Below are 14,439 nucleotides of genomic sequence, written 5' to 3' on the forward strand. Positions count from 1 at the left end.
AGGCACCCGACCACCGGGTTCACTCGTCGGAGAGCGCCTCGGCGGGGGCGGCCCTGGCCGCGCGGCGCGCGGGCAGCACCGAGGCCAGCACCCCCGCGAGCACGGCGCAGCCGAGCACCAGCAGCAGCCTGCCGAACGGGACGTGGAAGCTCGACTCGAAGCCGAGCTGCCCGAACAGCGCCGTGGCGCCCGCCCACGCGAACAGCACTCCCAGCACCGCTCCGAGCAGTGCGCCGACCAGCGCCAGCAGCACCGCCTCGAAGGCCAGGGTGCCGCGGAGCTGGCCGCGGGTGAGCCCGAGCGCCCGCAGCAGCGCCGACTCGCGACCCCGTTCCAGCACCGACAGGCCCAGGGTGTTGGCGATGCCGACCACCGCGATGATCACCGCGACGCCGAGCAGCCCGGTGACCACCGACAGCATGATGTCGAGCACGGTGCCGATCTGCGCGCGCATCGGCGCGGCGCCCGACAACTGCACCGATCCGCCGCCGGAGCCGGTGTAGAAGCCGCTCAGGTCGTCCACGAACACCTTGGTGTCGACCGAGTCGTCCGCGCGCAGCCACACCGCGCTCACCTGCGCGTCCGGTGCGATCTTCGCCAGGTCCGACTCGGCCAGCACGATCTGGTCGTCCTGCGCCAGGTCGCTGGCCACCAGCCGGACCGGCACGGTGCCGCCGTCGCGGGCCGGGATCCGAAGCTGCTCACCGGCCTTGACGTCGCTGTACTCGAGGTCGGTGGGGTTCATCAGCGCCGTGCCCGGCTTCAGCACGCCGCCGCCGTGCCGGGCGATGTCGCGGAACTTCGCCGGGTCGGCCCCGAGCACGCGGTGGCTGGAGTAGTCGATCTCCACGTCCGCGGCGCGCAGCTCCATCGCGGCCGCCACACCGTCGAGGTTGCGCGCCTTCTGCACGACCTCGGGCGGCAGGGCGCCGGTTTCGCTGGTCACCATCGCGTCGACCGGGAACCGCTCGTCGACGCGCGCGGTGGCCGTCTCCTGGGCCGTCGCCGTCCCGGTCAGCAGCGTGACGATGAGACCGACGCCGATCATCAGGGCCGTGCTCGTGGACGCCGCGCGGTAGGGGTTGCGCACCGCGTTGCCGGTGGCCAGCACGCCGGTCGGACCGGCGAACCGGAAGAGCCCGCCGAAGAGCGTCGCGACGGCCGGGATCAGCGAGGGTGTCCACAGCAGCACACCGATCGCGGCCAGCAGCGCGCCCGGCACGGCCATCGCCAGCGAACCGCCGAAGGCCCCGGCCACCAGCAGCGCCAGCCCGATGACCGAGAGCACGAGCGCGAACACCAGGCGCACCCGGCCCATCCGTCTGGCCACCGACGCCTCGACCACCGGCCGCAGCGCCGCCAGCGGGCTGACGCGCGTCGCGCGCCCCGCCGGGGCCAGCGCCGCCAGCAGCGTCACCAGCACTCCGACGACCGGCGGCACCAGCAGCGAGAGCGCGGTGATGCCCAGCGAGCCGAAGTCCACCGCCGACTTCGTCAACCCCAGCGGCCAGCCGACCAGCGCCGCGACGAACACCCCGAACGCGGTGCCCGCGACCGAGGCGACCGCGCCGATGATCAGCGCTTCCAGCAGCGCCGAACCGCGGATCTGCGACCGGCTCGCCCCGACGCAGCGCAGCAGCGCGTACTGGCGGCTGCGCTGGGCGAACAGCACGGAGAACGTGTTGACGATGACGAACCCTGCCACGAACAGCGCGATGGCCGAGAACGGCAGCAGCATCGCGTTGATGACCGCCGACATCGGGCCGAGCTGATCGGCCGCCTCCTTCGCGCGCTGCTCACCGGTCTTGACCGAGAAGCCCGGCCCCATCGCCTCGCCGATCGCCGAGCGCACGGTCTCGGCGTCGGCTCCCTCGTCGACCAGCACGTCGATGCCGCCGACGCTGACCAGCCCGAGTTCCTCCAGCTTGGCGGGGGCGGCGAACAGCGACGGCGTCGAACCACCGGTGACCAGCGTGCGGCCGGTGTCGACCAGGCCGGTGATCCGGAACTCGGTCTGGACTTCTCCGGTGTCGTAGCTCAGCGTCTTGGCCGTGATGGTGCCGCCGACGCCGAGTCCCGCGCTGCGCGCGGCGACGCTGTCCAGCGCCACCTCGTTGCCCGCACCGGGCAACCTGCCCTCGGCGAGGGAGAACCACTGCAACCGCGGGTCGGGCGGTACCACGAACACCGACGAGTACCCGCTGCCGCCGTTCCAGAAGGTCTCGGCGTTGTCGTTGTAGCGGAACTGCGAGACGGCCACGCCGGGCACCGCGCCCACCTTCTGGGCGTCGCCTCTGCGGAAGCTCTCCGACTCGGTGCCCACCACCAGGTCGGCGGCGAGCTCCGGTGCGGCCACCGCGCGCGAGGTGGAGCTTTCGAGGGTGCCGGTGAACACCAGCGTGGCCGCCACGAAGGCCACCCCGAGCACGATCGCCAGCGCCGCGGCCGAGACCCGGCCGACGTTGGCGCGCAGCTGGTTGAGCGTGTTCTGCAGCATCGGGTATCAGCCGCCCAGCCTGCGCAGCGCGTCCAGCACCGCTTCCGGGGTGGGCCGCTCGATCCGGCCCGCGATGTGGCCGTCGGCGAGCAGGGTGACGCTGTCGGCGTAGGAGGCCGCCACCGGGTCGTGGGTCACCATCACCACGGTCTGGCCGAACTGGTTGACCGACGTGCGCAGGAAGTTGAGCAGGTTCGTGCCGGACTTGGAGTCCAGCGCACCGGTCGGCTCGTCGGCGAAGACCACCTCGGGCCGGGTGACCAGCGCGCGGGCCACGGCTACGCGCTGCTGCTGACCGCCGGAGAGCTCGCTGGGCCGGTGCCGCAGCCGTTCGGCGATCCCGAGCGCCTGGGTGATGGTCTGGAACCACTGCGGGTCGGCCTTGCGGCCCGCCAGTTCCAGCGGAAGCAGGATGTTCTTCTCCGCGGTGAGCGTGGGCAGCAGGTTGAACGACTGGAAGATGAACCCGACGCGGTCGCGGCGCACCTGGGTGAGCTGCTTGTCCGGCATCCCGGTCAGTGCGATCCCGCCCAGCGTCACCTGCCCCTGGGTGGCCACGTCCAGCCCGGCCAGGCAGTGCATCAGGGTCGACTTGCCGGATCCCGACGGGCCCATGATCGCGCTGAACTGCCCGCGCGGGAAACCGACGTTGACACCGCCCAGCGCGTGGACCGCCGCCGGGCCGGACCCGTACACCTTGACCAGACCGGTGGCAGCCGTCGCGTACTGCGGCGGGCCCGGCACGGGCCGTCCCGGCGGGGACATCGGCCTGCCGGCCGGGGCGCCGGGCTGAGGCATCTGCCCGGCCGGAGCGCCCGCGTGCGGTGCGCCCGGCACGGGCGCGGCGGGCGCCTGTGGTGCGCCCTGGTTGACCGGTGGCACGGTCATGTGAGTCCCCCAGGAAGTTCGACGTGCGGAAAGCAGCTCACAAGCTAGTTGATCGAAGTGTCCGGTGTGTGCGAATCACTTCGGCCGGGATGTGAAGCCGCTCATGCGCGGGAAGGCGAGCGGGAGTGGTCCGGAGTGGACGGAGCAGCCGACGCCGCGGCGATGTCGCTGGTCAGGGCTTGCGGGCGAGACCGCAGCGCGAGACCACCTCGCTCGGCGAGCCGTCGTCCTCCGGCCGCCACCGCGCCGCGGGTACCAGGCCGGGCTCAACCAGCTCCAGGCCGTCGAACAGCGACGCGAGCTGCTCCGGGCTGCGCAGGCGGTAGGGCTCGGTGCCGCTCTCGTTGTAGGTGTCCTGGGCGCTGACCTGCTCGGGCGCGAGGTTCGTGCCGTCGCCGACGAGCAGGTAGCTGCCGGGCACGACCGCGTCCAGCAGCTCCCCGATGATGCCGCGGAGCTCGTCGTCGTCGGCGATGTGGCCGACCACGCCCATCAGCATCACGGCCACCGGCTCGCGGTAGTCCAGCAGCCGCGCCGCGCCGTCGAGGATGGCCTTCGGTTCGCGCAGGTCGGCTTCCAGGTAGTCGGCGGCCCCCTCCGGCGTGCTGGTGAGCAGCACGCGGGCGTGCGCGAGGACCATCGGGTCGTTGTCCACGTAGACGATGCGGCTCTCGGGCGCGCGCCGCTGGGCGAGCTCGTGGGTGTTGTCGGCCGTCGGCAGCCCGGTGCCGATGTCGAGGAACTGCCGGATGCCGCTGTCGACGAGGAAACCCACGGCGCGCGCGAGGAACTTGCGGCCCGCCAGCGACATGTCGACGATCTCGGGGAACGTCCGCCGATAGCGCTCGCCCGCTTCGCGGTCGACGGCGTAGTGGTCCTTGCCCCCGAGCCAGTAGTTGGTGATCCGCGCCGAGTGGGGGACGCTGCTGTCGGTGCCGCTCAGCGGCTGCTCGCTCGGAAACGCCTGGGAAGCCTCGTTCGGCACCGGTACCACCCTCCTCGACCGGTGGAGATCATATCGCCGCGGACTTCGGCACGGCGGAAAACCCCAGGTCCTGGGCTGTGTGGAGGAACGCTGTGCCGCCGGAAGCCGTACCGCGGGCGGGTCAGGCGCCGTGAACCGCCTCGACGATGGCGCGGGTCGCGGCCTCGGTGCCGTGCACCGGTGATCCTCCGGCCAGCCGGATCGCCCCGGTGCGGTACGCCGCCGCCACGGCGGTGCGGACGCGCCGGGCCGGACGGTGGTGGCCGAGGTGCTCCAGCAGCATCGCGCCCGCGAGGATCTGCGAGGTCGGGTTCGCCCTGTCCTGGCCCGCGATGCCGGGCGCACTGCCGTGGATCGGCTCGAAGTACGCCGCGTCCGCGCCGATGTTGCCCGACGGGCACATGCCCAGACCGCCGACGGTCGCTGAGGATGTCGCCGAGGAAGTTCTCCATCACCAGCACGTCGAAGCGGCCCGGGTCGGCGACCAGGTCGTGCCCGGCCGCGTCGGCGTAGCGGTGGTCGGCCTCGACCTGCGGGTACCTCGTGGCGACCTCGTCGAAGACCTCGCGGAAGAAGGCGAAGCTGCGCAACACGTTGCTCTTGTCCACGCACGTGACGCGGCGGACGCCGTCGGCCGGGGCACCCGTGCGCCGGGTGGCCAGCTCGAAGGCGTGGACGACCACGCGCTCGACGCCGTGCCGGGTCATCAGGAGCTGGTCGGCGCAGGCGCGGTCGTTGCCGACACCGCGCCCGCGCGACAGGTACAGGCCCTCGGTGTTCTCCCGCACGATGACGTAGTCGACGGCGGTGCCGCGCAGCGGAGCGTCGACGCCGGGCAGGAGCGCGATCGGGCGCACGTTGGCGTAGGTGTCGAGCCCGCCGCGCAGGACGCCGCCGAGCAGCCCGGCCTCGGTGCCGTCGGGGTGGCGCACGCCGGGCAGCCCCACCGGCCCCTTGAGCACGCCGTGGTAGCGCGTGCGGATGCGCTCCAGCGTCGCGGCGCTCATCGCGGACCCGGTGCGGCGGAAGGCGTCCGCACCGGCGTCCTCGCTGGTGAACCGCAGCTCCACGTCCCGCCCGGCGGCGGCCCGCAGGACCTCGACGGCGGAGCGGACCAGCTCCGGGCCGATGCCGTCGCCGGGGATCACCGCGATGTCCAGCGCGTGCGGTGCGTTCAACTCGGTCTCCTCTCGACAGCCACCCTGTTGACCGCCGCGGCGGCGTTGCCCGCGGCGGTCAGCTCTCCACCGCGGCGGGCACCTCGTCGGCGTTGCGAGGCCGCACCCAGATCCAGTGCACGACGGCGAGCAGGAGCAGCCAGACGACACCCACGACGAGCGCCACGCGGGTGTCCTCGCCGAAGGCGAGCAGCACGAACACACCCAGCATGAACGCGATCGTGAGGTACTGCCCGTAGGGCCAGAACGGCACCGGGAACTTCAGCGCCGCGGTCTGCTCCGCGCTCATCCGGCGCCGCGACCGGACGTGGGAGAGCAGGATCATCAGCCACACCCAGACGGTGGCGAAGGTGGCGATCGAGGCGATGATCACGAACACCCGCTCGGGGATCAGGTAGTTCAGCAGCACGCCGCCCAGCAGCGCCACCACCATGATCACCACCGTCATCCACGGCACCCCGTTGCGGGACACCCTGGCCACGATCGCGGGAGCCTGCCCGCGCTGCGCCATGCCGTACATCATCCGGCCCGCGCCGAAGATGTCGCTGTTGATCGCCGACAGCGCGGCGGTGATGACGACGACGTTGAGCACCGCGGCCGCCGAGGTCATGCCCAGGCCCTCGAAGATCTGCACGAAGGGGCTGCCCGAGGAGCTGATCGACTGCCACGGCGTGATCGACATGATCACCCCGAGCGTCAGCACGTAGAACAGCAGGACCCGGACCGGGACGGTGTTGACCGCGTGCGGGATCGTCCGCTCCGGCTGCTCGGCCTCGCCCGCGGTGATGCCGATGATCTCGGTGCCGCCGAAGGCGAACATCACCACCGCGAAGCACAGCACGAAGCCCTCGGCGCCGTTGGGGAAGAAGCCGCCGTGCGACCACAGGTTGCTCACCCCGACCGCGCCGCCGTGCGCGCTGCCGAGGGCGATCAGCGCGATGCCGCCGGCGATCATCGCGATGATCGCGGCGATCTTGACCAGCGAGAACCAGAACTCGACCTCGCCGAAGACCCGGACGCTGAGCAGGTTGACCAGGCCGATCACCAGCAGCGCCCCGAGCACCCAGATCCAGCGCGGCACGTCGGGGAACCAGAAGCCCATGTAGACGCCCAGGGCGGTCACGTCTGCCACGCAGACGATGACCATCTCGAAGGTGTAGGTCCAGCCGGTCACGAAGCCGGGCAGCCTTCCGAGGTGCCTGCTGGCGTACTCGCCGAACGACCCGGGCACCGGGTCGCTGACGGCCATCTCGCCGAGCGCCCGCAGCACGAGGTAGACCGCGGCGCCGCCGATCAGGTATGCCAGCAGCGCGGACGGGCCCGCCTGCGCGATGGCCTCCGACGAGCCGTAGAAGAGGCCGGTGCCGATCGCCGAGCCCAGCGCGATGAACCGGATGTGCCGCGCGTTGAGCCCCCTGCTCAGCGCCGCCGTGGCTGCCTTCAACGTGTCCTCCTCCGGGAACGGCGGTGTTCCCCGTCGTGTTGCGACTCCGCGGTCCTGACCGGTGCTCGGGCGGTGACCGGGCGACCCCTGGAGTGTGGCGACCGAACGTCCGGGACCGGGCCGGCGCACGCCTGGAGTGTGCGCCACGGCACAGCCGGACGAGTGAGCAACTGTATAGTCCTGTATATACATCTGCGTCAAGGGGCGGTGGCAGCGAGCGCCGGCCGAACTCCGTGGGTTGTAGATCTTGGTTCGGAGTGGTGGCGGACGTGGTTGACGGGAGTTTCTGCCGCAGGAGCTGGGGATACGGATTCGGCTCGACCTGCTGGCGGCGGTTGGCCGAGTGGCAACAGGCCGGGGTGCAGGCAAGCCTGCGACGACCTGCACGACGGCTTCCTCCAATGCCGACTGCATGATCCTCGCAGCAGAACTCCCCGCCCACGCTTTCTGAAATGAACCCGGAGTGGTGAGCCGCGAGGCAGCCCCGCCGGTCACTGCGGGTCGAAGGCGCCCTCCAGCCGGTACCGCGAACCCGGGTGCAGCAGCCTCGCCGCGCTGACCAGCACGCCTTCCGACCACGTGCGGCGGTGGATCAGCAGGCAGGGCTCGGAAGCGTCGATGCCCAGCGCGGCGCAGTCCTCCGCGGTGCCCAGCACCGCCTCCACCACGTGCTCACCCCGGCCCAGGGGCGCGATCCTCGAGAGGTAGTCGTTCGGCGTGCGCTCGGTGAAGTCCTGGGCCAGGTAGTCGGGGGCCAGCGCCGGGTTGACGTGCCGGTCCTCCAGCTGGATCGCCACGTCCTCCTCGAAGTGCACTATCCGCGAGTGGAAGACCGGGCCGCCCTCCGCGATGCCGAACAGCCCGTGCACCCTCGCGTCGGCGGGCTCCTCCCGCACGAGCAGGACGTCGGTCCGGTGCCGGTGCCCCCTGCGGCTCACCTCGTCGGCGATGTTGCGGACCTCCACCAGCGCCGAGCTGCCCTTGCGCTCGGCGACGAACGACCCGACGCCCGCGTGGCGCACGACCACGCCCTCGGCGCTCAGCTCCCGAAGTGCGCGGTTGATCGTCATCCGCGAGAGCCCCAGCGACTGCACCAGCATGCTCTCCGACGGCAGCAACTCGCCCTCCGGCCACCGGCCGCTGCTCACCTGCTCGACGATCAGGTCCTTGAGCCGCTGGTAGGCCGGGGCGGCTCCGGGTGAGCTCGCCCTGAACAGCGCGGCGACGTCCATCGCGTCAATGGCCACACTGGATCACCGCCCGGCTGCTCGGTCACGTCCGTCCGGGCGAGTCTATCCGGCCGGGCGGCACGGTAGGGCTGACGAGGCGGTTCGGCTCGACGCGGCGGTTCGGCCTGGTGCGGCGCCACAGTGGACGGAATCGTCGTGTCAGAAGCCGTACTGCAGGACGAGCGGCAGGTCGTGGTCGCGGAGGCGGTCGAGCACCAGCCGCTCGTGCGGAACGGTGGAGTCGGGCAGCGAGTCCAGCGGGAACCACCGCAGCTCAGCCGCCTTGTCCGGCTCGAGCCGGCGCGGCTGCGTCCCACCGCCGGTATTCGAAGAAGAAGTCGACGCGTTCGTCGATCGGCCGGCCGCGCTTGGTGCGGTGCATGACCGTGAGCGGGACGAGGTCATCGGGTGCCACCGCGATGCCGAGCTCCTCGGCGACCTCCCGGCGCGCCGCCTCGGTGACCGGCTCGCCCTTCTCCACGTGCCCGGCCGCGCCCCACGCCCAGTGGCCGTCCATGTAGCCGGTGTTGCGCCGCAGTTGCAGCAGCACCTGACCCGGGTGCTCCCCGCTGCGGAACAGCACGTACACCGACGGCACGACCTGGAAGCGCTTGCGCATGAGGACGAGCCTAGACGCGGTCGGGTCGTCGTCGGACGGGGCGAAGCGGGTGAATCATGGGGAGTGACCCCGCGGGATGACATGTCGTCGACAAGGGCGACGCGAGATCGGAGAAACAGCCGTCCGGCTCATCGCTGATGAACAGCCGGGTGTCGAACATCCTTGGGGGGCAACGCCGAAATCTCGGCCCCCGCAACCCCTCGGATGCGGTGCTTCACGGTGCTTTCCCACTAGTGGAAGGGAAAGCACCGCGAAGCAGGGCGGCGACCACGTGCGGGTTCACGCCCCGGTCAGCAGGGTGCCCTCGAAGCTCTCCAGCGCGGTGCGGAAAGGCCCGGGCTCGACCCCGAAGGGGCCGTGCAGCGGATGCATCAGCTGCAGCGAGACGAAGATCGTGAAGCCGAGGGTGAGCGTCAGCAGCACCATGGTCGCGATGTTGGCCGCGGTCGGGCTGATACCGATCAGCAGCGGGAAGGTCACCATGAGCAGCGCGCCGATGATGCTGGCCACCAGCAGCACCGTGTTGAAGACCTGGTCGTCGGTGGCCTGCTCGACCCGCTCCCGGTGGTTCTCGTCGATCACGCGGATGTTCTGCAGGGCCTGCTCCCGCGCGGACTTCTGCTGCTCGGTGTCGGCGGGCAGGTCGGTCACCTCCGCGCGCATGGACGCCAGGACCGCGTCCACCTCCGGGTCGGTGCGGCCCTGGTCCAGCGCCGCCCACTCGTGCTCGGCGACGCGGGTCGCGTAGCGCGCCGCCAGCGACCGGATCGTCGACGCCGCGGGCTCGGGTGCCGAGCTCACCTGCCAGTACGTGTCGGTGAGCGCGTTGGCCTCGGTGGTCGACGCCTTCTCGATGTCGTCGCCGTCCTGCCAGGCGAACACGATGTAGAACGCGAGCACGACGGTGAACAGCGCGTTGAGCACGCCGCCGACGAACGACAGCGAGTCGGAGTCGGAGTCAGGACGGGTCGGGCCGGCTCTTTTCCGGCGCTTGCCCAGGACCAGCAGTCCCGCGACGAGGAGGGCGGGCAGGACGACGACGAGCAGCATGAGGAACAACTTGAGATCCCGGATTTCTCGTGCAGACGGGGAATCACGGCGGACGAGTCGATGCGCCGTGCGGTCGCGCAGCGCGCGACACCGCGATGGTAGCCCCGGCCGGGAGCCGGAAAAGCCTTGTGCGGAACCGGATCCGCCAACTTCATCAGTTCGAGTGATCTTGGATTGCGGCCTCGGCCGCGCGACGCCATTCCGACCGGCCCACCGAACCCGAGAAAACAGCCCGGGAGCTGGACATACGCCTTCGGTGCTGCGGTCAAACCCGGCTGCGTGCAAAGGGATTTCCGGCGGATAACGTCGACCGCGTCGACTTCCCAGCAGACCCGTCGCCGGGCACCGGCAGGTGCACCCGGCGTGGTCGCGTTCCGAATCAGGGGCTCGTTTCCGGTGATCCGTTCGAGGAGAACACGTGCGCTGGCCGCCAGCGGCATCCGGCTGTCGCTGGTGCTGCTGGCGAGCGCGTTCATGGTGGTGCCGGTGACCGCGTCGCGGGACGTGCCGGTGCGCAGGCTCGACGAGGGCCACCAGGCCCGGACGGGCTCGGTGACGGTGGGAGACCGGCTCGGTGGCCGTGGCTCCTCGTCGGCGCGGCTGGACCTCCCGGCCGGCGCGAGGATCGTCGAGGCCGACCTCACCTGGACCGGCACCGACGCCCACTGCGGGGCCGGAGCCGGATGGCTGCTCTCCACGGGCCTGCAGGCCCCTTCGCTGGTCCTCGGTTCGACGCGGGTCAGCCCGCAGAGCGTCACCGCGGGGGCCGGTGGGCGGCCGTCGTCGGCCCGCGCCGACGTGTTCGACGAGCTCGCCCGCCTCGTCGGCGACCGCGGAGTGACGGTGGTCGTCGGTGGACCTTCGTGCGTGGAGGGGTGGTCCCTGCACGTCGTCTGGACGATCGAGGTCCCCGACCCGGCGATCTCGGCCGCCGGCCGGATCGACCGCGGGTCGGCGCACCCCGGGGACGTGGTGAGCCACGACGTGGTGGTCACCAACACCGGTGGAACGGAACTGCACGACGTGCTGGCGGAGTTCGACATCGGCGCCGGATGCCGCAAGCCCCTCGGGGTCCTCGCGCCAGGAGCGACGGTTCCGGTCTCATGCGCCGGCGCGGTCGGCGAGCGCGACGCGCCGGTGGCGGCCCGGGTCCGGGGAACCAGCGCCGACGGCAGGACGGTGACCGCCCGGACCGCGGACGTCGTCCGCGTGCTGCGCCCGGCCCTGGAGCTGGCGGTCGCGCGGCAGCACGGCATGGTGCTGGAGGGCGACGACGCGGTGCACGAGCTGACGCTCCGCAACAGCGGCAACACCGAACTTTCCGGGCTGTCGCTGACCGGAGACGGCGCGCGGTGCGGTCCACCGCCGGTGACCCTGGGGCCGGGCGAGCGACGGCAGATCCGCTGCTCTGTCCGGGCGGGTTCGGGTGAAGCCGTGAGCAACCTGACCGCGTCCGGACGCGACGCACTCGGCGCGGTGGCGGCGGATTCGTCATCGGTCACGACGAAGGGCGTGCGCCCGAGCATCGCCCTGGAGGTCTCCGAAGCCGGCACCGGGACCGACCGCGACGGCCGGGCGGAGGTCGACGTGCGGGTGCGCAACACCTCGCCCATCCCGCTGGACCGCGTCGTCGTCGGAGGTGAACCGGCGGACTGCCGCGAGGACATCGGGTGGCTCGACGCCGGTGAGAGCTCCGAGTACCGATGCCGGGTGGCGCGGGGCACCGCCGTCGCGCTGTCGGTGTCGGGTCGGCCGGTGATCGACGGCGTGGTGGCCGATGTGAGCCACACCGTCCGGACCACGGCGGTCCTGCAGGTGACTTACGCCGTGAACCCGGGCCGTGCGGGCCGCCCCGCGGCGGCGGTCGTGCCGCAGGAGCGCGAGCGCGTGGGTGGCGGCGGGCCGCTCGAATCACCCGAGCGGACGGCGGGTTTCATCGGCATCCTCGGCGCGCTGGTGATGATGGTGAGCGTCGGAGCGCTCTCGACGGCGAGCCGCGCGAAGCGGTGACCGGCCCCCGGCGTTTCCTTCTTCTCCGTGTTCTCAAAAGGTTTTTGTTGTCGGCTGCCGTGTCCGGCAGCCCGTCCAAGGAGGTGGATGCATTGCAGCGCAAGGTTTCCGTGGTCGCGGGGCTCGCGGGTGCCGTCCTGATCACCGGGTTCGCCGCCACGGCCGCTTCGGCCGCCACGGGTGAGGTGACGGTCTTCGAGACGGAGACCACGCGGCTCACCACGTACGCGGATCCCTCGGGGTGCCACAAGCTCCCGTTGGCCGCGCACGTGCTCAACAACCACACGGACAGGCCGGTCCGGATCTACGGCGACCCGTTCTGCGCCGGCCCGAGCGTGACGGTGCAGCCCGGCTTCGGTTCGCACGTCGCGCCGGGCAGCGGCAGCTTCTCGGTCTGATCCGCGATCCGCGTCCAGCGGTGGAGCGGCGCCCGGCGGCGTGCGGCGCTCCACCGGTACCGAAGTCCAGCGCGCGAGCGCGCGCACTCGATCGAGGGGGAACTGTGGCAGACGTCGATCTGGTCGTGGTCGGTTTGGGTTACGTGGGGCTGCCGCTGGCCAGGCGGGCCTGCGAGGAAGGGCTCTCGGTGCGTGGACTCGACGTGCGCGCCGAGGTCGCCGAGGGGCTGAACGACGGGCGGTCGCACGTCGACGACGTCCCGGACTCGGCGGTCGCGGGGATGCGGGCCGCGGGCTTCGCGGCGACCACCGACACAGCGGTGATCTCGCGCGCGGAGGCGGTGGTGCTGTGCGTGCCCACCGGGCTCACCGCCGACGGGGAACCGGATCTCGGTTCGGTCCGAGCGGCCGCACGAGCGGCGGCGCCGCACCTGCGCCCCGGGATGCTGGTGGTGCTGGAGTCGACGAGCTACCCGGGCACCACCGAGGAGGTGGTGCGGCCGATCCTCGAAGCCGGCAGCGGACTGCGCGTCGGCGAGGACTTCCACCTGGCCTACTCGCCGGAGCGCATCGACCCGGGCAACAAGCGCTTCGGGCTGCGCAACACGCCGAAGGTCGTCAGCGGCTGCACCCCGCTGTGCGCGAAGTCGGCCGTCGCCTTCTACGGCAGGTTCGTCGACACCCTGGTGGTCTCGCGCGGCACGCGCGAGGCGGAGATGGCCAAGCTGCTGGAGAACACCTACCGCTACGTCAACATCGCGCTGGTGAACGAGGTGGCGCTGTTCTGCGACAAGGTCGGCATCGACGTCTGGGACGTGATGCACTGCGCCGCGACGAAGCCGTTCGGGTTCGCTCCCTTCGCACCAGGGCCGGGCGTAGGCGGGCACTGCATCCCGGTCGACCCGCTGTACCTGTCGAGCAAGGCCGAGGCGGAGGGCTTCACCTTCGACATGCTGGCCGCGGCGCGCTGGATCAACGGGCGGATGCCCGGGCACGTCGTGGACCGGGCCGTCAGCATGCTCGCGGGGATGGGCAAGTCCGTGCGGGGAGCCGAGGTGCTGCTGCTCGGTGTCGCCTACAAACCCGACATCTCCGATACCCGCGAGACTCCCGCGCTGCCGGTGGCGCGCGAGCTGCTGGCCCGCGCGGCGTCTGTGACCTATCACGATCCGCACGTCACCGGCTTCGCGGTCGACGACGTGGAACTGCCGAGAGCTGAGGAATTGTCGGCCGCTCTGAGGAATTGCGATCTGGCGATCCTTCTCCAGGACCATTCGAGTTATGACCACGCGGTGCTCGCCGCCGCGGAATGCGTGCTTCTCGACACCCGCGGCCAGGTCGCGGGTGAACGAGTCACTTTGCTGTGACCCCAGTACATCGTTCTGTCCGAGGTGGACGTTCCTCTGGATCACCATAACGTGTGAATGACGGGATCTGATCAAGGAATATAGGCTTGCGCTGGGCTTCGTGGGGAAGTTCAACGCGAGGCGGCGTACTCGTCGATCCGGCTGATCGCAGTGGTGTGGATCTGAGCGTGGACGTCGTTTTTTCGCAGCACTATCCGATGGGAAAGGAAGTTCTGGTCTTATGACTACGGCCATCGCCAGCGACCGTCTGAAGAAGCGCTTCGACAGGTGGGACTTCGACGGCAACGGTGCTCTGGAGCGGGCGGACTTCGAGAAGGAGGCCCAGCACATCGCGGAGGCCTTCGGCAAGGACGCCGGTGCCGCTGAGGTCCAGACGCTCAAGAACGCCTTCGGCGGGCTCTTCGACTACCTGGCCAAGGAAGCCGGTGTCGGCTCGGACGGCTCCCTCACCGAGGAGCAGTTCATCCGCGTCACCGAGAACCTCATCTTCGAGCAGGGCGAGGCCAGCTTCAACCGCGTCCTCGGCCCGGTGGTCAAGGGCATCGTGGGGATGTGCGACAAGAACGCCGACGGCCAGATCAACGCCGACGAGTTCGCGGCGTGGCTGACCGCACTGGGCATGAGCAAGGCGGAGGCCGCGGAGGCCTTCAACCAGGTGGACACCAACGGCAACGGCGAGCTGTCGCTCGACGAGCTGCTCACCGCCGTGCGTGACTTCCACTTCGGACGCCTGGACGTCGAGCTGCTCGGCTGATCCTGCCGACGGCTGCGCGG

At 71.1% G+C, this 14,439-nt stretch carries 12 protein-coding genes and 1 pseudogene; 5 read left to right on the forward strand and 8 right to left on the reverse strand.

What is annotated here, in order from left to right; all coding sequences use genetic code 11:
* Nucleotides 1-19: 19 nt before the first annotated feature.
* The 5 genes from SACE_RS15465 to SACE_RS15485 all read right to left on the reverse strand — a co-directional run bounded on the left by SACE_RS15465 (nt 20) and on the right by SACE_RS15485 (nt 6,992).
* Entirely contained in the window at nt 20-2,497 is a 2,478-nt protein-coding gene (locus SACE_RS15465) for an ABC transporter permease (RefSeq protein ID WP_009945631.1), read from the reverse strand.
* 6 nt (nt 2,498-2,503) lie between these two features.
* The gene (locus SACE_RS15470) at nt 2,504-3,262 is read right to left on the reverse strand and encodes an ABC transporter ATP-binding protein (RefSeq protein ID WP_173401349.1); all 759 of its coding nucleotides are present in this window, start codon (nt 3,260-3,262) and stop codon (nt 2,504-2,506) included.
* A 295-nt stretch (nt 3,263-3,557) separates the two neighbouring features.
* Nucleotides 3,558-4,370, reverse strand: coding sequence for an SAM-dependent methyltransferase (locus tag SACE_RS15475; protein ID WP_009945629.1), 813 nt, complete (start codon nt 4,368-4,370; stop codon nt 3,558-3,560).
* Nucleotides 4,325-5,548: an isocitrate/isopropylmalate family dehydrogenase gene (locus SACE_RS15480; RefSeq protein WP_009945628.1), complete on the reverse strand. Its 1,224-nt coding sequence runs from the start codon at nt 5,546-5,548 to the stop codon at nt 4,325-4,327. The genes SACE_RS15475 and SACE_RS15480 overlap by 46 nt, the downstream gene beginning before the upstream one ends.
* Before the next feature lie 58 nt (nt 5,549-5,606).
* Nucleotides 5,607-6,992, reverse strand: coding sequence for an amino acid permease (locus SACE_RS15485; protein WP_009945626.1), 1,386 nt, complete (start codon nt 6,990-6,992; stop codon nt 5,607-5,609).
* Nucleotides 6,993-7,272: 280 nt separating this feature from the next.
* Between SACE_RS15485 and SACE_RS40155 the strand changes: the two are divergent.
* Nucleotides 7,273-7,372 (forward strand): annotated as a pseudogene (locus tag SACE_RS40155) (IS5/IS1182 family transposase); the annotation flags it as partial.
* A 111-nt stretch (nt 7,373-7,483) separates the two neighbouring features.
* Here SACE_RS40155 and hutC read toward each other — a convergent pair.
* From hutC to SACE_RS15500, 3 genes are all read right to left on the reverse strand, one after another.
* Entirely contained in the window at nt 7,484-8,239 is a 756-nt protein-coding gene (hutC, locus tag SACE_RS15490; protein ID WP_231850014.1) for a histidine utilization repressor, read from the reverse strand.
* Between the two features lie 256 nt (nt 8,240-8,495).
* Nucleotides 8,496-8,840, reverse strand: coding sequence for an NUDIX domain-containing protein (locus tag SACE_RS15495; protein ID WP_009945623.1), 345 nt, complete (start codon nt 8,838-8,840; stop codon nt 8,496-8,498).
* A gap of 279 nt (nt 8,841-9,119) precedes the next feature.
* Entirely contained in the window at nt 9,120-9,890 is a 771-nt protein-coding gene (locus SACE_RS15500) for a bestrophin-like domain (protein ID WP_009945622.1), read from the reverse strand.
* 363 nt (nt 9,891-10,253) lie between these two features.
* Between SACE_RS15500 and SACE_RS15505 the strand changes: the two genes are divergently transcribed.
* From SACE_RS15505 to SACE_RS15520, 4 genes are all read left to right on the forward strand, one after another.
* Nucleotides 10,254-11,900 carry a COG1361 family protein gene (locus SACE_RS15505; RefSeq protein WP_009945621.1) on the forward strand — a complete coding sequence of 549 codons (1,647 nt, stop codon included), beginning with the start codon at nt 10,254-10,256 and terminating at the stop codon, nt 11,898-11,900.
* Between the two features lie 92 nt (nt 11,901-11,992).
* Nucleotides 11,993-12,298 (forward strand): hypothetical protein, encoded by a 306-nt coding sequence (locus SACE_RS15510; protein ID WP_011873960.1) that lies wholly within the window; start codon nt 11,993-11,995, stop codon nt 12,296-12,298.
* 104 nt (nt 12,299-12,402) lie between these two features.
* Nucleotides 12,403-13,665: a nucleotide sugar dehydrogenase gene (locus SACE_RS15515; RefSeq protein ID WP_009945619.1), complete on the forward strand. Its 1,263-nt coding sequence runs from the start codon at nt 12,403-12,405 to the stop codon at nt 13,663-13,665.
* A 220-nt stretch (nt 13,666-13,885) separates the two neighbouring features.
* Nucleotides 13,886-14,419 carry an EF-hand domain-containing protein gene (locus SACE_RS15520; RefSeq protein ID WP_009945618.1) on the forward strand — a complete coding sequence of 178 codons (534 nt, stop codon included), beginning with the start codon at nt 13,886-13,888 and terminating at the stop codon, nt 14,417-14,419.
* Nucleotides 14,420-14,439: the final 20 nt, after the last annotated feature.

It is taken from the genome of Saccharopolyspora erythraea NRRL 2338 (genome assembly GCF_000062885.1).
Taxonomy (GTDB): domain Bacteria; phylum Actinomycetota; class Actinomycetes; order Mycobacteriales; family Pseudonocardiaceae; genus Saccharopolyspora_D; species Saccharopolyspora_D erythraea.

Bases quoted from the DNA above. Each gene is read 5' to 3' on its own strand.
- SACE_RS15465 (WP_009945631.1), bottom strand. From the start codon at position 2,497: ATGCTGCAGAACACGCTCAACCAGCTGCGCGCCAACGTCGGCCGGGTC.
- SACE_RS15470 (WP_173401349.1), bottom strand. From the start codon at position 3,262: ATGTCCCCGCCGGGACGGCCCGTGCCGGGCCCGCCGCAGTACGCGACG.
- SACE_RS15495 (WP_009945623.1), bottom strand. From the start codon at position 8,840: ATGCGCAAGCGCTTCCAGGTCGTGCCGTCGGTGTACGTGCTGTTCCGC.
- SACE_RS15500 (WP_009945622.1), bottom strand. From the start codon at position 9,890: ATGCTGCTCGTCGTCGTCCTGCCCGCCCTCCTCGTCGCGGGACTGCTG.
- SACE_RS15520 (WP_009945618.1), top strand. From the start codon at position 13,886: ATGACTACGGCCATCGCCAGCGACCGTCTGAAGAAGCGCTTCGACAGG.